The organism is Chromatium okenii, assembly GCF_016583745.1.
GTDB lineage: Bacteria > Pseudomonadota > Gammaproteobacteria > Chromatiales > Chromatiaceae > Chromatium > Chromatium okenii.
Map to the genome: position 1 here is coordinate 23,259 of NZ_NRRQ01000013.1, position 21,742 is coordinate 45,000.

Consider the following 21,742-nt stretch of genomic DNA (forward strand, 5'->3'; position numbering starts at 1 on the left):
TTGAATTAACCAGCGGTTTTCATTAGCGCCAGCGGCGATTGATTTAATCCTTTGGCAATAAAACTTTGCCAAGCTGCGGGACATTGTTGATAAACCGTTAATGCTTGCTGCTGCGTTGCAAATTCTGCAAAAACACAACAACCCGTTCCAGTTAATCGACCATTTCCCCGCTGATGTAACCAATCTAATGCCACAGCAACCGGCGGATATTCATGACGCACAACGCTTAAACAATCGTTGGCGATGTCCCCGCGTAGAAAGTCGGCAAGTTTGATGGGATTAGAATCGCGTGTCAATTGCGGATGTGAAAAAACTGCGCCCGTCGCCACATGACATTTCGGCACAATCACTAAATACCAAGGTTCTGGCAGCTCAATTGGCGTCAACTGCTCGCCCACACCTTCCGCCCACGCCGCCCGTCCGCGCACAAATACCGGCACATCCGCGCCCAGCGGCAGCGCCAGCCGCGCCAGCGCCTCCTCATCCAAACCAGTGCGCCACAAATGATTGAGCGCCACCAACGTCGTCGCCGCATCCGAACTGCCGCCGCCCAAACCGCCGCCCATCGGCAAAATCTTCTCGTAGCGAATATCCGCGCCGAGCGTGCAGCCAGTCGCCCGTTGCAGCGCCAGCGCCGCCCGCACCGTCAAATCATTGTCCGCCGCAACGTCCGCCACCTCGGTCACACGCCGAATCACGCCATCGTCGCGCACGTCAAACCACAGCCGGTCGCAGCGGTCGATAAATTGAAACACCGTTTGCAGCGCGTGATAGCCGTTGGGACGCCGCCCCACAACGCGCAGCATCAAATTCAACTTAGCGGGAGCCGGCCACGCCATCGCATCTAAATCAAGCGCCGTCATTGCGTCACCTGCGCCTTGCCAGTTTTCGGCGCGACTTCCGTTTTGAGCACACGATGCCGCTGCACCGTCGCCTGCAAATAAACATGATCGGGATGTGTCTTGAGCGCCTCCGCCCACAACGCCTCCGCCTCCGCCCGCTGATTCAGCGCCCACAACACCTCACCAAGATGCGCTGCGACTTCACCGTCATTGAACGCCGCAAACGCCTGCTGCAAATACTTCCGCGCCAGCGCCAACTGCCCCAGCCGATAATTCACCCAGCCCAAACTGTCGAGAATCGCCGGTTGATTCGGCGTCAGCGCGTTGGCTTGCTCAATGTAGCCCCGCGCTTCGGCATAGCGCGTCGTGTGTTCAGTTAAGATATAACCCAACGCATTCAACGCATTCGCGTGTTCAGCATTCGCAGCGAGAATCCGGCGCAAATCCTGCTCCGCCAGCGCCACCTGCTCCAGCTCCGCCGCCAACAGCGCCCGCCCATACAGCAAATCCTGATCATCTGGAGCCAGCGCCAGCGCCGCATTAAAAACCCGCAGCGCCTCCTCTTTTTGTCCGTCATCTTCAAGCAGTTCCGCCTCCAACAGCGTCAGCTTGATCGCGTCAATCGCATCATCAGGCAACGCCCGCCGCAACCGCTGCAAAATTTCCCGCGCTGGCGCGATCTCACCGCGATCCGCTCGCAGCACCGCCATCCGCATTTGCGCCTCCACCACATGCGCGTCCTCCACTTCCGCGTACCAACGCAGCGCCGCCGTCGCATCTTTCGTCTGTTCTGCGGTTTGCCCCAGATAAAACGCCGCCTCATCCCGTCGCTCGCCGGTTTCAAACAAGCGCGTGAAATACTGCTTGGCTCCCTCCAAATCATCGAGCTGTAACGACAAAATCGCCGCTGCAAACAGCGCATCAGCGTGTTGCGGCTGCGTCGTCAACAGTTGCACAAACATCGCCCGCGCCGTGCTGAACTCCTTTTCCTCCACCAAAAACTGCCCATACAACATCCGCAGCGCCTGATCGTCCGGGCTGCGCTGAATAAACTGCTCCAACAATTGCCGCGCCTCAGCACGACGCTGTTGTGACAGCAACACCCGCACTAAAAACAAGCGCGATTTATTCCAATCCGGGCGCAGCTCCAGCGCCCGCCGTGTCGCCCGTTCTGCTGCCGCAAAATCGGAATTCTTCGCCGCCAAGGTCGCCAAGGCTTGATAAGCATCGGCGCTGGTGGCAAAGCGATCCACCAGTGCTCGCATCAACCGCAGTTGCAATTCTGGCGTCGTCGCCCGCCCCGCCACTGCCGCTGCCGCGTCATACACCGACTCATCCGCACCTTCTGTCAATTCCACCATCCGCACCAGATGCAATAACGCACCCTCCTGATCGTTGGCATGAACCCGCAGCAACGCCGCAATCTGCTGCGCCGCACGCGAGTTTGGCGTGATGTCTAACCACAGTTGCATCGCCGTAGCGGCCGCTGCGTAATCGTCATCATTGATCGCCGTTTGCACCGCCAACTCCGCCATCTTGGGTACCCGCGTGAGCTGGGCTGCTTGCAAATAATGGGTGAACGCAATCGGCAGCACCCCGCGCCGACGGGCGATTTCACCGACCAAAATGGCGTACACCTGCTCGGCATTCAGACCGGCGTTGGCGACCGGTGCTGGCGGTGGTGCCGCTGGCGTTGGTGCAGGCGGAGCTGGCGCGACTGGCGGCTGCGGACGCGCCAGCACGGTGCCGGACACGCACAGCGCAGCGGTTAATGCCGTGCGCGAGAAAAAAGGAGCTAAAAAGTGCATGACTGTGAATCCGCAAAACGTGTCGGAAAAAAGATGGTGACGGCAGCGTCGCTGCGAACACCGCTGCGCTATTTTGACACTGCGCCCGCTGCAACCGGATAATTTTTTAAGCGCAAAAGTTGTTAGCATTACGGCGCTTTTTCCCAATTTTCACCGCGCATTTTGCGGCGCATTCCTTCAATTTCCATTTTTGCTGAGACAGATATTCACCATGAAGCTGCTCGTTCTCGGACTCAACCATAAAACTGCTCCCATTGACATTCGGGAGCGCATCGCCTTTGGCCCCGACATCATCGCTGGCGCACTGCGCGATCTGACCAAGTGCGCGGGCGTCCGCGAGGGCGTGATCCTGTCCACTTGCAACCGCACCGAGCTGTATTGCGCGACGGATGACGGCGTAGAAGACAGCATTCGCCACTGGTTGAGCGGTTTTCATGGCGTGGAATTTGAGCGCATGAACCCGTTTTTGTACGCCCACACCGACCGGGATGCCGTCGTGCATCTGCTGCGCGTGTCGAGCGGGCTGGATTCGCTGGTGCTCGGCGAGCCGCAGATTCTCGGTCAAGTCAAAACCGCGTATCAGACCGCGACCGATTGCACCGCCACCGGCAAATTACTGGGGCGGCTGTTTCAACACGCCTTCTCGGTCGCCAAAACCGTGCGCACCGAGACGGCGATTGGCAACAGTCCCGTGTCGGTCGCGTTTGCAGCGGTCAATTTAGCGCGGCAGATTTTCAGTGATTTGTCGCAGCAGACGGCGTTGCTGATCGGTGCGGGCGAGACCATCGAATTGGCGGCGCGGCATCTGCACCACAACGGCGTGGGGCGGATCATCGTCGCCAATCGCACGGTGGAACGCGCCCACGATCTCGCCGCGCAATTCGATGGTTTTGCCATTTCATTGGCGGAAATCGGCAATCACCTGCCGGAGGCTGACATCGTGATCGCCTCCACCGCCAGCCCGCTGCCGGTGCTCGGCAAGGGCACGGTGGAGCGGGCGCTGAAGAAGCGCAAACATCGCCCGATTTTTATGGTGGACATCGCCGTCCCGCGTGACATTGAGCCGGAAGTGGGCGAGTTGGCGGACGTGTATCTGTACACCATCGACGATTTGCAGGGCGTGATTGACGAAGGTCTGCGCTCGCGGCAAGCGGCTGCCGCGCAAGCTGAGGAAATCATCGCCTTTCATTCGGGCGAATTTATGGCATGGCTGCGCTCGCTCGACGCGGCTGGCTTGATTCAGGATTACCGCCAACGCGCTGAGGATTTGCGCGACGAAGTGCTGTCTCGCGCCCAGCGCCAGCTCGACGCCGGCAAAGCGCCAGCGGAAGTGTTGAGTTTTCTCGCCCACACGCTCACCAACAAACTGCTCCACGCGCCGAGTTCGCGTCTGCGGCAGGCAGCGCGGGATGGCGACGCGGACATCCTCGAAGCCGCCAATGAGCTGTTCCAACTTGATTTGACGCGCAGCACGTCGCCCGCGCCATGAATCCATCGATTCGGAACAAGCTGGAGCGGATCGCCGAGCGATTCAGTGAGGTGATGGCGCTGTTGGCGGAAGCCGACACGCTGGCGGATCAAAATCGCTATCGGGATTTGGGGCGCGAATACGCGCAGCTTGAGCCGTTGATGGACTGCTATCACCGCTATTTGGACACCGAGCGCGAGCTGGCGGCTGCCGAGGAGATGTTGAGCGATCCTGAACTGGCGGCGCTGGCGCGGGAGGAAATGGCGGCGGCGGAGGCGCAGCGCTCGGCGTTAGAACCGGAATTGCAGCAGTTGCTGATCCCGCCTGATCCCAATGACCAATGCAACAGCTTTTTGGAAATCCGCGCTGGCACCGGCGGCGCTGAAGCGGCGTTGTTTGCGGCGGATTTGCTGCGGATGTACGTCCGTTATGCCGAACTGGTGGGCTGGCGCACCGAGCAGGTTTCAGAAAGTCTTGGCGAATTAGGCGGTTATAAAGAGGTCGTGATCCGCATCAGCGGCAGCGGCGTGTTTTCGCGCTTGAAATTCGAGCCGGGAGCGCATCGGGTGCAGCGGGTGCCGGAAACCGAGGCACAAGGGCGCGTCCACACCTCGGCGTGTACCGTCGCCGTATTGCCAGAAGTCGATGCAATTGATGCGATTGACATCAATCCCAATGATTTGCGCATTGATACTTATCGCGCTTCTGGTGCGGGCGGTCAGCATGTGAATAAAACCGATTCGGCAATTCGCATTACGCATCTGCCATCGGGAATGGTGGTGGAATGTCAAGATGAACGCTCGCAACATAAAAATCGAGCGCGGGCGATGTCATTACTTCATGCCAAGTTATTAGCGAGCGCCCGCGATAGTGCGGCATCAGAACAATCGGAATCGCGCCGCTTGCAAGTCGGCAGCGGCGACCGTTCCGAGCGGATTCGGACGTATAACTTTCCGCAAAATCGTTTAACCGATCATCGGATTAACTTGACGTTATACAAGCTCGATGAAGTGATGACGGGGCAACTGGATCAAGTGATTGAACCGCTGTTGGCAGAATACCGCAGTGCGCAATTAGCGGCGGTGATGGGAACGAATTAAAGCGAATACGCCAGCGCAAATGCGGCTATTCATTCTGCGCTTTTGGCAAATTGCGCAGCGTTTCTTGGAATTGCAAATTGGACAGCGCCAGCTTGATTGATTCACTCACGGCAATGGCGAGGGTGCGCAATTCTCGAAACCGGTTGGCATCCAGCGCCGTGTGACTGCCGATGTGCAGCAAACCCAGCGTCGTGCCGCGCACGGTCAGCGGCACACAGAAAAACGTTGGCGGCGTTTGATCGAGGAAATGCTGACAGGCCAGCGCATCGCCGTCGGCGGAGACTTCGTGCAATTTGCCGCGCCGCAGCGCCCAGCATTCGTGCGGCGAAAAAGTTGACGGCAACCAGTCTGCGGCATTGCCCCACACGGCAACGCAGCGCAAATCCTCTTTGGCTGCGTCGTCATCAGCGATCACCGCCAGCGTTCCGAACATGTCGGCAAACAGCGCCGCTGCGCCCTGCGCGATAATCGGATATGCCTCTTCACGGGTCAGGCACGACAGCAGCAGATCGTTCATGTGATTGAGGGCGCTCATCTGCGCGTCGTGACGCTTCAACTCGGCGAGACTGACGTTCAGTTGCTCTTCCATCACGCGCCGTACGGTGATGTCGGTGTGCGTGCCCGCCATCCACGTCGGTTGTCCTTTCGCATCCCGCGCCGTCACTCGTCCCCGCGCCAGAATCCAGCACCAGCCGCCGTCTTTGCTGCGCAAGCGATGTTCACTTTGGTAATAAGGCGTTACGCCAGAAAAATGCGCCTGCACTGCCGCCAAACAGGCAGGCAAATCATCAGGATGCACGCGCTGTTCCCAGCTTGTTACCGACGGCGCAATTTCGTCCAGCGCATAGCCCAGCATTTCCGCCCAGCGCCGATTGACCTGCTGCTCGCCGGTGGCGACATTCCAATCCCAAAAACCATCGTTGGCACCATCCAACACCCGCTGCAAGCGTTGTTCACTCGCCTGCAACGCCCGTTGCGCCAGCATTCGCGTCGTGATGTCTTCATGCGCAATCACCGCGCCCAATTGCTGACCACTCAGCGGCAGCACCCGCATTTCAAACCAGCGTTGCTCGGTCGGCGAATCACAGGGATAAATCAGATTAAAGGTGTCCTGCATCCGCGCCATCACCTGCTGGATACCGTGCAGCGCCGCCTGCGCTTCCACGCCGTCCTGACCAGACACCACGCGATTGCAGACCGTCAGATAATTCGTGCCGGGCTGGCAGCTCACATCGCCGCCATTTTCATCCGCAAACCGCTGCCAATTGGCGTTGACCAACACAATCACGCCACGGTGGTCAAGCACGGCAATGTGCGCCGTTAATGAATTCAACACATCTTTGAGCAACCCTTCCTGCGCCCGCTGCGCCTCTTCCGCCACGCGCCGCCATTCAATATCAAGCAGAGCGCCGAGTTCTCGCGCCGACTCCAATTCGATCCGACTCCAGCGCCGACTGTGGGCTTTGACGGTTTGACGCCATGCCGCAAACGATTGGCGCGGACTGATGCGCCCATCGGGTTCGACGTTTATCGCCTTGTCGGGATTGCCGCCCCAAGTGATATGCCGCAGTTGCTCATCCCGAAACCACATCAATTTGAGCGGCTGCGCAGCGTCCAACGGCAATATCACCACGCCAGCGGCGCTATCGACGAGCTGCTCGACGCCGTCCAGCTCGGCGCTCAGGCAAGCGGTCGCAAACAACGGATCGGCTGCCGTGCCGTGCTGGGCAGTCAAACGGTTGACGAGATCGAGAATCTGCGCCGGCGCTGGCGTGACGCCGCCGGTGCTGACCTTGCCATTGTGAATTACCGCCACTCCATCGGCAGCCACCGCGCCTAAAACCATCGTTAAATCCGGCGCTTGCAGCAATTCCGCCAACCGCCGCCCATCGCGCATCGCGCCAATAATGTGATCGCGGCAGTGCTTGAGTTGCGCAGTGTGCCGCTGGCGCTGCTGTTCTTCTAACAGCATGATTTGGTGAGATAAATCTCGCGCCATCCACGCCACAACTTCGCGCACATCGCCCGATAATTGGCGCGGCGTCATGTGATGACAGGCGATCAAACCCCACAGTTGCCCCGCGTTTAACAGCGATGCCGTCAGCGTCGCCCGCACGCCCATGTTGCGCAGATATTCCAGATGCACCGGCGAGACGCTGCGCAACTGACTCAGCGATAAATCCAGCGGCTGCGCGGTGATTGGATTCAGCACCGGCACCAGCGGCGAAGCCATGTAATCAATATCCACAATCACCCGCGTGGGGCTGCGCAAATACAGTTCTCGCGCCTGCGCCGGAATGTCGGAAGCGGGAAAATGCAAACCCAGATACGGCTCAAGATCGGCGCGTCGCGCTTCCGCCAGCACCTCGCCGTGCCAATCGTCGGCGTCGAGGCGATAAATCATCACGCGGTCATAGCCGGTGAGTTGGCGAAATAACGCGGCAGCGGTTTGGAGACGAACGGGCAAATCCGCTTTTTGTTGCAGCGCCTCAAATCCGCGCACCGCATGAATCAAAATGTCGCGCAGACACTGCGCCTCCGCCAATACCGGTTCTAATTCCAAAATCGTCAACGCATCCGCGTGATGAATATGTCCATTAAACAGTTGTATTCCAGACGGCGCTTGCCAATGAAATGCTGCTGGCGCAGCGGGTTGTTCGTGATCCCGCACCAATGCGAAATGCACCGCATTTGCCAACGCTTCACCCAATACCGTCGCCAATTCCTGTTCCAATAATGCACTTGGCGCGATGCCCAGCCATGTTTGGCAATTATCCGACACCTGCGTAATGCGCAGCGTTGCGCCATATAACGCCAATAAAACGCCGTGTGGTTGAATAGAACCGGGGATTTGAATCGGCTCCGCCTCGCATTGATTCAAATCGGGCAGCGCGGGATTTATAAAATAATCAGTCATGGTTTCATGCGCTCTACTAAAGTTAAAAATAACAATTGCCGTTATTCAATACACATCGACAAATAGTTGCAATACAATCTAATGCTATCCCGCAGCCACCACCCGATTTCGCCCCCCTTCTTTCGCCCGATACAACGCTGCATCCGCTTGTTTTAACAACGCAGTCGCGCCAACGCCCAATTCATTGGTCACAGCAACACCAATAGAAACCGTAATCGCCGGTAATTCCCCGCCGTCGTGAAATACCCGCAACTGCATAATTGCACAGCGCAGTTTTTCTAAGCGGTGCTGCGCATGTTCAAGCGTCGTGTTGGGCAATACCAACGTCAATTCTTCGCCGCCATAGCGACACGCCAGATCACTCGCTCGCACCGTGTCCCGCAATAATTGACCAATGGCTTGCAATACTGCATCTCCCGCATCGTGACCATAACTATCATTAAAGCGTTTGAAATGATCGACATCAAGCATTGCTGCTGCTAATGATTCGCCGCGTCGCTGGCAGCGATTGAGTTCACGCGGCAAGGTTTCATCCAAATAACGGCGATTAAATAATCCCGTCAAACGATCACGCATCGCCTGCTCGCGCAGCCGTTCCTGTAATTGGATATTTGCCAACGACAATTTAATTGCTTCACTCACCGTCATCAATAAAGTTTGTAATTCACGACACTGCGCAGTTGTGAGCGTTTCCATCGTATTGAGATGTAATAAGCCGAGCGTTTCACCGCGTACACTAAGCGATGCACAAAAATAACTGCGCGGTGGCGAATGCGTAAAATGATGACACTGCGTGACAGAAGAATCATCAATGACTGCGTGGCATTCACCGCGTCGCACTGCCCAACAATCGTCAAATAAAAATTGGGATGGCAATCCATGATTTTCACCCCAAGTAGCGACGCAATTTAATTGCGTAGGTTGATGATCATCGCGGATTGCCAATCCGCCGTTATAACCCACAAACAATTGGCGAGCGCCGCGTTCAACCACTGCATACGCCTCACTGCGCTTCTCGCATGACATCAGCCATTCATTTAAGCGATTTAACGTCATCATTTGCGCATCATGGCGTTGGATTTCTTCCAAACTCAGCCGCAATGCTGCTTCCGCCTGTCGCCGGTCAGTAATATCGTGAATGACGGAATGGAGCAATAAACGATCTTCCAAATGTAATGGGCTGGAATGCACTTCCACTTCGCGCACTTCGCCATTAGCGAGGCGATGTTGAAAATGAAATACTGACCGCTGTTCCTGTTGTGCTAACAGCATTTCTTGCGCAAGCTGTTCTGGAGAAAGTATATTGATGTCATAAATTTTCATGCGATGCAGTTGCGCAATTGAATAGCCGTAATAATCGCTGGCAGCATTATTGGCATCAACGATTTCGCCGCTAAGAGGATCAATTAACAGCTTGATGACTTTTGACTTGGTAAAGAGAATACGAAACCGCGCTTCACTGTGCGCAAGTGCCGCTTCATTGCGTTTGCGTTCAGTAATATCCGCAAAAGAAACCGCGACGGCTTGCACTGCTCCACTTTCCGTATTACGAATGGGTTCGCTGCTCACCAATAACCAAGTAATGTCGTGATTTGGTTTAACAATGCCCATTTCTATATCGCGCTGCGCCATACCAGTCCGCAGCGTCACCACTGAAGGCCATTCCGTGCTGCGAAAGGCGCTGCCATCCGCCCGAATAATTCGCCATTGCCCATCATCAATAGCGCGTTCCTGATATTCCGTTGGGAATAAACCCAGAATACGAGCAGCCGCCGGATTGCTTGTAATGAGAGTGCCTTCGCAGTTATACACTGCTACCCCTTCTGCTAATGCTGCTAATGCAGAACGGTGACGTTCTTCACTATCGCGCAGCGCCGTTTCAGCGGCTTTGCGGTCGGTCAAATCAAGGACGGTGGCTAATAATAAATGCTGATGAGTGCGAATCAGTTGGTCAATATGAATTTCTACTTCACACAATTCGCCATTAGCGCGGCGATGCCACGCAGTTTTAGTGGTGATGAGTGCCGTTGGTTCGGTACTAATCGTGGCAAATAATTTCTGCAATACTTCACGCGGAGTAACGCTAAAATCCCAAGCATAGCTTTGTCGCAACATGGCGCGAGATTGACCATAAAACTCGGCGGCAGCTTGATTCGCATCGAGAATACGTCCGTTATTAGGATCAATTAAAATTTTGATTAAATGCCGACTCTCGAAAATTGCGCGATACAGTCCAGCAGCATCTTCTAATGCTTGGCGCGTTGCGCGGCGCTCAGTGGCATCTTCTATAATCCAAATGGAGCCTTCTCCTATTTGATTGGGTATGAGTGCCTGAGCACGCATCAAACCCCAAAAACAAGTGCCATCCTTGCGTTTCAGTTCTACTTCGCCATTAAAAAGTTCACCGCGATTAATCGTTGAATATGCCCGCTGACCCAATGCTAAAAACTCGGCATAATTCGGATAAATAATCTCAGTCGAAACATCATTCATTTCACCGTGTGCGTAACCAAATAACAGTTCAGCACCACGATTAACGCGAATAAAGCGGCGATCTTTTACAAAAAAGATGCCCACAAAAGCGTTATCCAGTAATATCCGATTTTCTTGTAGCAGTGTTTTGGTCTGCGCTTCGCTGGCGGTCAATTGTTGCTCGGATTGACGCAGCCGCTCGTAAGGTTCAGTCATGGCTTCAGCATATACCGCCCAAAACACCAAACCTGTGCCCCAAGTTTTATAAATATGACCGAGTAAATTATTCAAATCAGCAAAGATAAAGTGCTGCATTAAGCTGAATTCACCCAGCAGCAAAATCAATAATCCGCTTATCAATAAAGCATGAAAGCCATCGCGTTTGCGCCGCCAATTTCTGATTAGCAATGCCAATGCCATACCCTGAAATAGCATCACCAAACTTTCAGCGCCGAGCTTAAATGCTGTAATTTCGGGAACATTTAATGTATTTGTCGTAAAACTTTGAGGCGCAGTTTCTGGAAATACAAATCCCATCAATAGCAATATGCCAATGAACAGCATCGTTGTAATGAGTAACGCAGCGCGTTGACGATGCGTTAATATGATTTGTGCAGGCAATCCCGCTGCGGTTAAGAGTGCCAATGCGGCAATAAAACGGGCGGGTAGCCAGAAATTCATTGCTTGCATTAAGTCGTTGGTAGCAATGACATCTGGCATTCCGGGATAAGAGAGCGTTTGTGCAAAATCGAGAGTCGCCGCAGCAAAAAAAGCACAGGCAATAAGCTGTACATGGGCGCTGCGAATATGCCCAAAGGAAAACCAACCAACGGTAAAAATCATCAAGGCGGCGGCAATAGATAGCGCCTCCAGCAAATTATGTAACGGCAAATAACTGTGGAGGTCTTCAATAATAAATACCGGCAATAGCATGACCAGTAGGAATACTCCAACTGCCAGCCCCAGTTGTATCCGCAAGGGCAGTGGTAAAAACAGGTGGCGAGTTGGTTTATTATCAGTCGGTGAAGCAGACGACCAGATCATCTGTTTTTGCTCCTAAAACTGTGCGCGAAACTGAGCTGATCTTTCAAGTCAGATATTTCCCTTTGATAATGCTGAATCAATGGCAACACTCTAAATAAACAGTTACAATCATTCAGCCAGTGCAGCATCAATGATACTCCCTGAATCGTGTTCGGTGTATGGATAACTTGCTGGCTGCTGCGCTATAGTTGCCGTCAGCGAATGCGCTTGTTCAAACCGTTGGCGCCGAGGTGCTATTCAAACAGAGTAACAACAGCGTCGATACCAAAATAACAGCGTGACAATTTGCTGTGTCCGGTTCATCATTTATTGATAAATTTAATCACTGGTTGCCGCCCATGACTGATACCACTGCTTTACATATCCTGACCAATGGTCATTATCGCGTGGCAATCACTGCCAGCGGCGCGGGTTATTCCGCATTGGATTGGATTGCGCTCACGCGCTGGCGTAATGATGCCATTCAAGATGATCTCGGCAGCATCATTTATCTGCGCGATCTTGATTTGGGTGATGTGTGGTCGCTGGGTTATCAACCAATCCGCATGACTCCCGCGCACTATTCCACTGGCTGCACTGATGACGCATTCCGCTTGGAGCGCGAAGATTTCGGAATTGCCGCACAAATGACATTGACCGTTGATTCCGCAGTCAATCGGGAATTGCGCCAACTCACGCTCATCAATCGCACCTCGCGCCCGCGTCGAATTGAATTAACCAGTTATTTAGAAGTGGTGTTATTTCATCCTGATGGCGATGCGGCGCATCCGGCATTTGCAAAGTTATTTATTCAAACTGAGCGCGATCCCATGACGGGCGCATTATTCGCGCGGCGGCGACCTCGCGCTGCGCATGAGCAATGGCCTTGGTTGGTGCATGGATTAGTTGGTGCGGTGGCGAGTGAATGGGAAACCGACCGCATGGCATTTATTGGACGCGGGCGCACGGTTGCCAATCCATTGGCATTAACTGACGCTGCGCCATTAACAGGAACGCTGGGCAATGTACTTGATCCGATCTTGGCACTGCGCACGGTGGTTGAATTAGCGCCGGGCGCAACGGTTGAATTAACCTTTATCACTGGCGCAGCAATGGAACGCGACACTGCGCTGGCATATATTCCTTTTTCTGCGCAAAATCCTCCCGATTGTGCTGTTAATAAAAGTGAAAATGTTGCTAATCATTGTGGACAATTTAGTCCCGATGGCACTGAATACAGCATTGAATTACTTTGGAATGGCAGCGAATTACAGCGCCCGCCGTTGCCGTGGATTAACGTGATTGCAAATCCGCAGTTTGGGCTATTGATTAGCGAAACCGGCGCTGGCTATACCTGGTCGCGCAATAGCCAAGCCAATCGCTTGACGCCGTGGGCAAATGATCCGGTTAGCGACCCGCCCAGCGAGGCGTTTTATTTGCGCGATGCGGCGAGCGGCGCGGCGTGGTCGCCGTTGCCTGCACCGTGCCCAGCGCCAGCGGCGTATCACACCCGGCACGGCTTCGGTTATTCCACTTTTCACTGTGATTTCAACGCGCTGGCGCAGGAGGCGACCGTTTTTGTGCTCCGCGACGCGCCGCTGCGCGTGCTCCGACTCCAGCTCACCAACACCGGCGACGTGCCGCGCCAGCTCTCGGCGTTCAGTTATCAGCGGCTGGTCATGGGCAATCAGCCGCAAACCGACAGCGCCATCGTCACTGCGCACGACGCCGAGCGCGACGTTTTGACTGCCGTCAATCTGCAAGCTGGTGATTTTGCGGGCGGCATTGTGTTTGCGGCAGCGCGGCTGTTTGGCGCGGAAATTGAAGCGCAGGCGCACAGCGGCGACCGGCTCACGTTTATCGGGCGTCACCGTGATTTGACTGCGCCAGCCGCGCTGGAGCCGAACGCGCAGCTCGATAACCGCACCGGCAGCGGGCTTGATCCGTGTTTGGCGCAGCAGCTCAGTTTCACCCTCGCGCCTGCGCAGACGGCGACGGTGGTCTGGTTATTCGGCGAGGTGATGAGTGAGGCGGAGTTGACGGCGGTGCTGGCGCAGTGTCTGGACGCGCCAGCAATCGCGGCGGCGCTCGCCTCGGCGCAGGAGTTTTGGCGCGATATGGTGACGCGGATTCAGGTGCAAACGCCGGAGCCAGCCATTGATTTGATGCTCAACGGCTGGATCACTTATCAAAATCTCGGCTGCCGGATTTGGGCGCGGTCGGCGCTGTATCAGTCCGGCGGTGCATTCGGTTATCGGGATCAGTTGCAGGACGCAGCGGCGCTGGTTGCCATGCGTCCCGAATTGACGCGCCAGCAGATTTTGCTGCACGCCGCGCAGCAATTCGTGGAGGGCGATGTGCTGCATTGGTGGCATCCCGCGCCGATTGGACGCGGGCTGCGCACGCGGTTTGCGGATGATCTGCTGTGGCTGCCATTCGTCACTGCGCACTATGTCCGCGTCACCGGCGATGCCGCGATTCTCGACGAGATGATCCCATTTCTGACTGCGCCGCTGCTCGCGCCCGGTGAAGATGAAGCCTATTTGCAGCCGCAGCCGAGCGGTGAAGTCGCTGATTTATATGAGCATTGCTGCCGGACGCTGGAGCGGTCGCTGGCGGTCGGCGCTCACGGTTTGCCATTGATGGGCACCGGCGATTGGAATGACGGGATGAACCGGATCGGGCGCGAGGGACGCGGCGAAAGCGTGTGGATGGGCTTTTTTCTGTGTCGCATCCTCGGCGATTTCATCCCGCTGTGCGCAGCGCGAGGCGATCAGGCGGCAGTGGCGCGTTATTCCGCGCATCAAACCGCGTTGGCCGCAGCTCTCGCAACCAGCGGCTGGGATGGCGCTTGGTATCGCCGCGCTTATGACGATGATGGGCTGGCGCTGGGTTCGGCGGACAATGCCGAATGTCGGATTGATGCGCTGGCGCAGGCGTGGGCGGTGATTTCGGGCGCAGTTCCGGCGGATCGCGCCGAGCTGGCGCTGGATGCGCTGGAGACGCAGTTGGTTGATGAGGACAATGGCTTGATTCGTTTGCTCACGCCGCCGTTTATCGACACGCCGCAAGACCCCGGCTACATCAAAGGTTATGTCGCTGGCGTGCGCGAAAACGGCGGGCAATACACTCATGCCGCATGTTGGGCGGTGCTGGCGCTGGCAAAATTGGGACGGCGCGAGCGGGCTGCGCGATTGTTGGCAATGCTCAGTCCGGTCAGCCACACCGCGACGCCGGCAGCGGTGGCGCGGTATCGGCTCGAACCGTATGCGCTGGCGGCGGATGTTTACGGCGCAGAGCCGCACATCGGGCGCGGCGGCTGGAGTTGGTACACCGGCTCGGCGGGGTGGTGGGCGCGAGTGGCGCTGGAGGCAGTGCTGGGAATCACGATTGAAAATGGGCGGACGCTGGTGATTGCGCCCTGTATTCCGACGGAATGGTCGGGTTATCGCGTCATTTATCGGCTGCCGGATAATCAAACGATTTGTACGATTGAAATCAAGAATGGCGCTGGCGCGGGGCGCGTGATTGGGGCGTGGTTAAATCCCCCCAACCCCCCTTTTCCCAAGGGGGGCTTTATTGCGGTGAATGATGGAGTGGCGCGAGTGCAATTGCCGGCGAGTAGCGGTGAATATCAAATTACAATTCAATTGGGTTAAATAATGACCGACCAGAATTCAGATTTTGCGGATTGCAGTTTGCATGAACCCTATGCGTTGCAGGTGTTGGGGAATGAGATGGAGCCGGAATTTCCCGATCAGTGCATTGTGATTATTCGCCCGACGGATGTATGCAAACATCAAGATTATGTGTTTGCTGAAGTGGAGAATGTGCGCTGGTTTCGCCAATACAGCAAAGATGAAAACGGCAATGAGCGGTTAATTGCGCTCAATCCGCTCTATCCTGCAATTGCGCTAACTGGTGTGAAATGGGCGGTGCTGGGCGTTATTATTCAGCGCAATATCCGGCGGCAGATTAAGCATTATCAATAATTGATTATTGCCTTGTTCAACTCAATGCTGCCAATTGTTTGCTCACCGTTGTGAATGAACCCACAACTAAAATCGCATCTTGCGCCTGATCTGCCGCTGCCGTCGCAGCGGCTAAGGCGCTGTCCAAATCAGGGAAACAACCGGCTGCCGGTCGCGCCAGCACACCACTCACCCGCGCTGCCAATTCAGTCACCGGCAGCGCCCGCGCATCGTCGCTCTGCGCTAAAAACCACTGCGCCACATACGGCACCAGCGGGGCGACGATTGCCTCCGGTTCCTTGTCCGCCAAGACCGCCAGCACGGCATACAGCCGTCCGCCGCAGTGAAAGTCCCGCAGATTGTTTGCCAACGCTGCTGCCGCAGCGCCGTTGTGCGCCACGTCGAGAATCCAGGTCGGCGTGCCGGGAAACACTTGAAAGCGCCCCGGCAATTGTGCGCGTTGCAAACCGAGCCGAATCGCGTTGAGTGGGATCGGCAGCCGCTCGCGCAGACTGGTCAAGGCGGCGACGGCGGCGGCGGCGTTATCGCGTTGAAACAAGCCGCGCAGCGTCGGTACCGGCAAGGACAAGCGGTCGCCGTTGCTACAGCGCCAGCACCAATTGTTGTCGGCGGGCAGGTGGTCAAATTCGCGCCCCAATTGCTGCACCACTGCGCCCAACCGTTCTGCCGTTTCCCGCAAGCCGGCTGGTGCATTGCGCTGACCGATGATCGCTGGGCGACCGGCGCGGAAAATGCCCGCTTTTTCCAGCGCGATCTCGTCCAGCGATTCGCCAAGCCACGCAGTGTGATCGCGTCCGATGGAGGTAACGACGGCGACATCGGCATCAATCACATTGACTGCGTCAAGCCGTCCGCCGAGTCCGACTTCCAAAATTGCCAGATCGGGCGCTGTGGTCGCGGCGAGCACGAGCGCCGCCAACGTGCCAAATTCAAAATAGGTCAACGGAATGTCGCCGCGAGCGTGGTCAATCTGCGCAAACGCTGCGCACAGCGCGGCATCGCTGACCGCTGCGCCATCGCGGCGGATGCGCTCGTTGTAATGCAGCAAATGCGGCGAGGTGTAACTGAGGGTGCGATACCCGGCGGCTTGCGCGATGGCTTCGAGCATCGCCACACACGAGCCTTTGCCGTTGGTGCCGCCAACGACGATGACCGGAAATGGCAGCGGCAGCGGATGTAAGCGCGTCCACACTGCCGCCACTCGCGTCAAACCGAGCGCGATGGCGCTAGGAAATAGCGTGGTTTGCCACTCCAACCACGCCGCGAGCGTGTCAAAGCGAGGTACATGTTCACTGCTGAATAACTGATAACTGACAACTGACAACTGATAACTCCTCAAATCACCGCCAACCGTTCAATAATCGTTCCGGTTGTTTTAATCACTGCTTGATTAGAGGGTAACTGAATTTGTTGGCGCTGTCTCATGCGTTGTTCTATCAAAGGCGCTAAAACAGAGCGGGCGAATTCCAATTGAAGAACCTGATTAAGCGTTGCGCCGTTTAGGTGGTTGATTGCTGATGTTGGGTTCCTGACACATAAGCAATAGTTTTTTCTAGCAACTTGCTTGACTCGCTCTGGAAAACTACGGAACTTCTGCAAAAACTCTGGATTAAGTTCAGATTTCATCGAAACCCTTTATCAATGTTTCTCCTCGCGCCGACTGGGATAAAGCGTTCTGCGCTAATTTCAACAAAAATTTGTTTTCTTGTGATGTTTGTAAGGTTTTTTGCCAGCTCAACTCACTTTCAATATCTTTTAACCATACGAGTATTAAACCAGTTGATTAAATGTTGGGTTGCGCTAAAAGCAGCTCAGGCTTTATGCCTAACGTAAAAATTCACCTGCAAAACCGCTGGCTTTGTGGTTTGCAGGTGCAACGGAAAATTACACCTCATTTACATCTACAAGTTTTCCTGTAACGTACTTATGTAGAACGCTTGCAATTAGTGTTTCATAAGGTATGCCTTCTTCTAAAGCTCTGACTTGAATGTCTTTCAAATCGCCTAAAGAAAGTCTAATGTTTACACGTTGATCTTTAATTGCAGTTGCGCGTGCAGCCGCTTTAAATTTTTCTAATTCTATTTTACTGACAACTGATTGAAACTCTCCTTTTTCAAAGGATTTTAGAATTTCTGCTTCAACAATATCAATGTTTTCCATGTCAGTCACCTTTACTGAGATAATCTCTTGTTGCTTTCCTGCTTGGTATCACTGTTTTTAAAAAGTAATATTCATCTTCCTCAACGAAAGGAACCAAGTAAACGTAGCCATCATGTTCAACAACTAAAATTTTTTGGTTTGGATATTTTTCTGTATTTGGATGTTTGAGAACATCCAGTAAACCGCCATTTTCTATTGATATAGTTATATGTTCAAAGCTAATTCCTCTTTCTTCCTTGAGTAACTTGTTTTTTTCTGTGTTCCAGCGAAATGGCTTCATGTATTATTGTGTGCCTTTTTTCAGCACATCAAATCTGATGCTGTGTTTTATATCGTTGGTTTTGGTTCGGAAATGATAGGTATAACGAAAAGGTTAAGAGATGCCGTTGGTACGATGTTGCAGAATGAGTGCGTGGTTCAATGTTGCTAGTTGTTGGGTTGCCAAAAGCGGCAACCCAACCTACGCTGCTACATTGCTTGGTGAAAACGTAATAAGGCGTTGCCAGCTATCCGTAGACCTTCTGCGCCTTGCCTATCATTGCGTGATAGAGTTTCTTTGATTGCATATTGAATTTTAGCCAAGAAATCAACTGGTTGATCGAAACCTGCAGGTAAAGTGCCGTCACAATTTACCTTGGACAGCGGAAAAGGCATCATTCCGATCAGCGGTGTGGTCTCATCAAGATCCATTTGCCCTCTACTGATTAGAACATTGATAGTTTCTCGAAACTTTATCGGGGTCATATTCGAAAAATCGTACTTTTCGATCGGGGCGGAGCTAACATCTCTAGTACTAGTAGCTTCCAGAAGTTTCTCATTTAGAGTAGTGGCGAACGATGCTGAATAATTAGTGCGGGCAGATGCATTTGTAGTTTGTGCGCGATCACTGACTAGAGGACTCATTCTACTATCAATCTTCATAAAAATAATCTCGTTTGTAGAGTAGTGTCCAAATTAACAGGATGAAAATATACTAGTTCTTTTAACTAAAAGGTAAAAGCCCACTACTGTATGTAGATTTGTGTGAACATGGTGTTCCAGGGCGAATTGAGTGACGTATTCTGATATTTAAACGTGCCACTCTGGTAGCCATCGAGGTTGTAATACTTCATCCACCCAACAATTGTGTATCCGGCGGGACAAGGAAAAACATAAGAGCCGCCCACAACACAAATGGATTGAGTAAAGTATTTGGCTGAACTGGGTAGCAGGTTCCCATTCATCCAAGCAATTCCAGCACCACCATAGCCAATTTCTTGAACTACGACTCTGAGCTGTACTCCGCCGTGATTGCAGACGGTCGAGTTTTGACCAACGCTGGTCATGTATTCCCAATCGCAATTGGAGGATCCGACCGCTGGGATGTACACTTGGGTCAACGGTGGTGCTGGTGCTCGTTGCGAGTCAGTCTGCGTGAGAGAATCCGTTACTTCGGCTGGTAATAGATCGCTGTTGCCGCCTTCAAGTGGTGCAAACTGGATTTCGCTCAATACCACCGGTGGTCCTTGTTTATCGCTTTCACTCTGTTGCGCATAAACATGCACGCTGAAAAGCACCGCCAGTGACAAAAATAGCGACTCTCTAAATTTCTTGTTCATAAAAACTCCAAAAGTTCGTTGTCACATGTACCCAAATAAAATTGTGGATACGCTCTCAAGTGTTTGTTAAGCATACGCTGATTTTACTAGCAATCACACTGATCGAATAAATCAGCATTTTCTTTAGCGCAAAATACACCCAAATACTAATCCCAACCACCACAAAAGAAAACCCCCGCTTCAATAAAGAAGCGGGGGTTTTGGATTAAGACCCTGGCAGTAACCTACATTCACATGGGGAGACCCCACACTAGCATCGGCGAGTCACCGTTTCACGACTGAGTTCGGGATGGGATCAGGTGGTTCCAGTGATCTATAGCCGCCAGGGAAAGCGGGTGATAGCGGATTAAAAGCTATCGAAATTTGGCGTAATCGTTTCATTAAACAGACAAAAAACAACGCACTTGGGTGTTATATGGTCAAGCCGCACGGTCAATTAGTATCGGTTAGCTGCATCCATTACTGGACTTCCACACCCGACCTATCAACGTTGTAGTCTTCAACGAACCTTCAGGGGCATCAAGTGCCCAGGGAGACCTCATCTTGGGAGGGGCTTCCCGCTTAGATGCTTTCAGCGGTTATCCCGTCCGTACATAGCTACCCGGCAATGCTTCTGGCGAAACAACCGGAACACCAGGGGTACGTCCACTCCGGTCCTCTCGTACTAGGAGCAGCTTCCCTCAAGTCTCCAACGCCCACGGCAGATAGGGACCGAACTGTCTCACGACGTTCTAAACCCAGCTCGCGTACCACTTTAAATGGCGAACAGCCATACCCTTGGGACCGACTTCAGCCCCAGGATGTGATGAGCCGACATCGAGGTGCCAAACACCGCCGTCGATATGAACTCTTGGGCGGTATCAGCCTGTTATCCCCGGAGTACCTTTTATCCGTTGAGCGATGGCCCTTCCATACAGAACCACCGGATCACTAAGACCTACTTTCGTACCTGCTCGACGTGTCTGTCTCGCAGTCAAGCACCCTTATGCCTTTGCACTCAATGCGCGATTTCCGACCGCGCTGAGGGTACCTTCGTGCTCCTCCGTTACGCTTTGGGAGGAGACCGCCCCAGTCAAACTACCCACCATGCACGGTCCCTACTCCAGATCATGGAGCGAGGTTAGAACGTCAAACAAACCAGGGTGGTATTTCAAGGATGGCTCCACGCGAACTGGCGTCCACGCTTCACAGCCTCCCACCTATCCTACACAAGTCGGTTCAACGTCCAGTGCAAAGCTATAGTAAAGGTTCACGGGGTCTTTCCGTCTAGCCGCGGGAACTCGGCATCTTAACCGAGAATTCAATTTCACTGAGTCTCGGGTGGAGACAGTGCCGCCATCGTTACGCCATTCGTGCAGGTCGGAACTTACCCGACAAGGAATTTCGCTACCTTAGGACCGTTATAGTTACGGCCGCCGTTTACCGGGGCTTCGATCAAGAGCTTCACCTCGCGGCTAACCCCATCAATTAACCTTCCGGCACCGGGCAGGCGTCACACCCTATACGTCCGCTTACGCGTTGGCAGAGTGCTGTGTTTTTAATAAACAGTCGCAGCGGCCATTTTATTGCAACCCTGTTCAGCTCCATCCGCGAGGGATTTCACTTACTTAGGGCGTACCTTCTCCCGAAGTTACGGTACCATTTTGCCTAGTTCCTTCACCCGAGTTCTCTCAAGCGCCTTGGGATTCTCACCCAGCCCACCTGTGTCGGTTTGGGGTACGGTCACATCAGACCTGATGCTGAGAGGCTTTTCTTGGAAGCGTGGCATCAATCACTTCATGTCCGTAGACACTCGTCATCACATCTCGGCATTGAATCCCCGGATTTGCCTAAGGATTCTGCCTACCTGCTTGGACCGGGACAACCAACGCCCGGCTGATCTAGCCTTCTCCGTCACCCCATCGCAGTCTGACCTGGTACAGGAATATTAACCTGTTTCCCATCGATTACGCTTTTCAGCCTCACCTTAGGGGCCGACTCACCCTGCGCCGATGAACGTTGCGCAGGAAACCTTGGGCTTTCGGCGGGGGGGACTCTCACCCCCCTTGTCGTTACTTATGTCAGCATTCGCACTTCTGATACCTCCAGCACACTTTACAATGCACCTTCAACGGCTTACAGAACGCTCCCCTACCATGCGTGTAAACACGCATCCGCAGCTTCGGTACATGGCTTGAGCCCCGTTACATCTTCCGCGCAGGCCGACTCGACCAGTGAGCTATTACGCTTTCTTTAAAGGATGGCTGCTTCTAAGCCAACCTCCTGGCTGTCTGAGCCTTCCCACATCGTTTCCCACTGAGCCATGATTTAGGGACCTTAGCTGGCGGTCTGGGTTGTTGCCCTTTTGACGACGGACGTTAGC

Annotated in this window: 14 protein-coding genes and 2 rRNA genes (1 of these 16 running past the window's edge); 4 read left to right on the forward strand and 12 right to left on the reverse strand. The window is 54.0% G+C overall.

The features are described 5' to 3' along the window. Positions 1-5 precede the first annotated feature (5 nt). Together ispE and CKO12_RS06830 are read right to left on the reverse strand one after the other, a co-directional pair. A complete protein-coding gene (gene ispE / locus CKO12_RS06825) occupies positions 6-863 on the reverse strand; it encodes a 4-(cytidine 5'-diphospho)-2-C-methyl-D-erythritol kinase (RefSeq protein ID WP_200153997.1) in 858 nt (285 codons plus the stop codon). Beyond that, on the reverse strand, positions 860-2,650 hold the full coding sequence (locus CKO12_RS06830; RefSeq protein ID WP_200153998.1) for a tetratricopeptide repeat protein: 1,791 nt from the start codon (positions 2,648-2,650) through the stop codon (positions 860-862). Before CKO12_RS06830 ends, ispE begins: the two co-directional genes overlap by 4 nt. A 211-nt stretch (positions 2,651-2,861) precedes the next feature. Here CKO12_RS06830 and hemA point away from each other — a divergent pair, with 211 nt between their 5' ends. Beyond that, positions 2,862-4,139, forward strand: coding sequence for a glutamyl-tRNA reductase (gene hemA / locus CKO12_RS06835; protein WP_200153999.1), 1,278 nt, complete (start codon positions 2,862-2,864; stop codon positions 4,137-4,139). Beyond that, a complete protein-coding gene (gene prfA, locus CKO12_RS06840; protein ID WP_200154000.1) occupies positions 4,136-5,218 on the forward strand; it encodes a peptide chain release factor 1 in 1,083 nt (360 codons plus the stop codon). Before hemA ends, prfA begins: the two co-directional genes overlap by 4 nt. A gap of 25 nt (positions 5,219-5,243) precedes the next feature. On the opposite strand, the gene CKO12_RS06845 is transcribed toward prfA, so the two are convergent. Beyond that, complete coding sequence (locus CKO12_RS06845) at positions 5,244-8,135, reverse strand: PAS domain-containing protein (RefSeq protein ID WP_200154001.1); 2,892 nt, start codon at positions 8,133-8,135, stop codon at positions 5,244-5,246. A gap of 84 nt (positions 8,136-8,219) precedes the next feature. Beyond that, positions 8,220-11,651, reverse strand: coding sequence for a sensor domain-containing diguanylate cyclase (locus CKO12_RS06850; RefSeq protein ID WP_200154002.1), 3,432 nt, complete (start codon positions 11,649-11,651; stop codon positions 8,220-8,222). Positions 11,652-11,989: 338 nt separating this feature from the next. Between CKO12_RS06850 and CKO12_RS06855 the strand changes: the two genes are divergently transcribed. Next, entirely contained in the window at positions 11,990-15,289 is a 3,300-nt protein-coding gene (locus tag CKO12_RS06855) for a GH36-type glycosyl hydrolase domain-containing protein (protein ID WP_200154003.1), read from the forward strand. A gap of 3 nt (positions 15,290-15,292) precedes the next feature. After that, complete coding sequence (locus tag CKO12_RS06860) at positions 15,293-15,622, forward strand: S24 family peptidase (RefSeq protein ID WP_200154004.1); 330 nt, start codon at positions 15,293-15,295, stop codon at positions 15,620-15,622. A 16-nt stretch (positions 15,623-15,638) separates the two neighbouring features. On the opposite strand, the gene folC is transcribed toward CKO12_RS06860, so the two are convergent. From folC to CKO12_RS06900, 8 genes are all read right to left on the reverse strand, one after another. Further along, on the reverse strand, positions 15,639-16,946 hold the full coding sequence (folC, locus tag CKO12_RS06865; RefSeq protein ID WP_200154005.1) for a bifunctional tetrahydrofolate synthase/dihydrofolate synthase: 1,308 nt from the start codon (positions 16,944-16,946) through the stop codon (positions 15,639-15,641). Positions 16,947-16,957: 11 nt separating this feature from the next. After that, a complete protein-coding gene (locus CKO12_RS06870) occupies positions 16,958-17,248 on the reverse strand; it encodes a hypothetical protein (RefSeq protein WP_200154006.1) in 291 nt (96 codons plus the stop codon). Between the two features lie 258 nt (positions 17,249-17,506). Continuing rightward, on the reverse strand, positions 17,507-17,782 hold the full coding sequence (locus tag CKO12_RS06875; protein ID WP_200154007.1) for a hypothetical protein: 276 nt from the start codon (positions 17,780-17,782) through the stop codon (positions 17,507-17,509). Position 17,783: 1 nt separating this feature from the next. After that, positions 17,784-18,062 (reverse strand): BrnT family toxin, encoded by a 279-nt coding sequence (locus CKO12_RS06880; protein ID WP_200154008.1) that lies wholly within the window; start codon positions 18,060-18,062, stop codon positions 17,784-17,786. A gap of 188 nt (positions 18,063-18,250) precedes the next feature. Next, positions 18,251-18,703 carry a hypothetical protein gene (locus CKO12_RS06885; protein ID WP_200154009.1) on the reverse strand — a complete coding sequence of 151 codons (453 nt, stop codon included), beginning with the start codon at positions 18,701-18,703 and terminating at the stop codon, positions 18,251-18,253. An 83-nt stretch (positions 18,704-18,786) separates the two neighbouring features. After that, positions 18,787-19,380, reverse strand: a complete 594-nt coding sequence (locus CKO12_RS06890) for a YolA family protein (protein ID WP_200154010.1) — start codon at positions 19,378-19,380, stop codon at positions 18,787-18,789. 211 nt (positions 19,381-19,591) lie between these two features. Beyond that, positions 19,592-19,707: ribosomal RNA gene (rrf, locus tag CKO12_RS06895) — 5S ribosomal RNA — on the reverse strand. A gap of 88 nt (positions 19,708-19,795) precedes the next feature. Continuing rightward, positions 19,796-21,742 (reverse strand): 23S ribosomal RNA (locus CKO12_RS06900); it runs 944 nt beyond the window's last position.

Excerpts from the sequence above, each read along its gene's own strand:
- CKO12_RS06830 (WP_200153998.1), bottom strand. The coding sequence starts at position 2,650 with ATGCACTTTTTAGCTCCTTTTTTCTCGCGCACGGCATTAACCGCTGCG.
- CKO12_RS06860 (WP_200154004.1), top strand. The coding sequence starts at position 15,293 with ATGACCGACCAGAATTCAGATTTTGCGGATTGCAGTTTGCATGAACCC.
- CKO12_RS06885 (WP_200154009.1), bottom strand. The coding sequence starts at position 18,703 with ATGAAGATTGATAGTAGAATGAGTCCTCTAGTCAGTGATCGCGCACAA.
- prfA (WP_200154000.1), top strand. The coding sequence starts at position 4,136 with ATGAATCCATCGATTCGGAACAAGCTGGAGCGGATCGCCGAGCGATTC.
- CKO12_RS06845 (WP_200154001.1), bottom strand. The coding sequence starts at position 8,135 with ATGACTGATTATTTTATAAATCCCGCGCTGCCCGATTTGAATCAATGC.
- CKO12_RS06855 (WP_200154003.1), top strand. The coding sequence starts at position 11,990 with ATGACTGATACCACTGCTTTACATATCCTGACCAATGGTCATTATCGC.
- CKO12_RS06890 (WP_200154010.1), bottom strand. The coding sequence starts at position 19,380 with ATGAACAAGAAATTTAGAGAGTCGCTATTTTTGTCACTGGCGGTGCTT.
- CKO12_RS06850 (WP_200154002.1), bottom strand. The coding sequence starts at position 11,651 with ATGATCTGGTCGTCTGCTTCACCGACTGATAATAAACCAACTCGCCAC.
- CKO12_RS06870 (WP_200154006.1), bottom strand. The coding sequence starts at position 17,248 with ATGAAATCTGAACTTAATCCAGAGTTTTTGCAGAAGTTCCGTAGTTTT.
- CKO12_RS06880 (WP_200154008.1), bottom strand. The coding sequence starts at position 18,062 with ATGAAGCCATTTCGCTGGAACACAGAAAAAAACAAGTTACTCAAGGAA.
- ispE (WP_200153997.1), bottom strand. The coding sequence starts at position 863 with ATGACGGCGCTTGATTTAGATGCGATGGCGTGGCCGGCTCCCGCTAAG.
- CKO12_RS06875 (WP_200154007.1), bottom strand. The coding sequence starts at position 17,782 with ATGGAAAACATTGATATTGTTGAAGCAGAAATTCTAAAATCCTTTGAA.
- hemA (WP_200153999.1), top strand. The coding sequence starts at position 2,862 with ATGAAGCTGCTCGTTCTCGGACTCAACCATAAAACTGCTCCCATTGAC.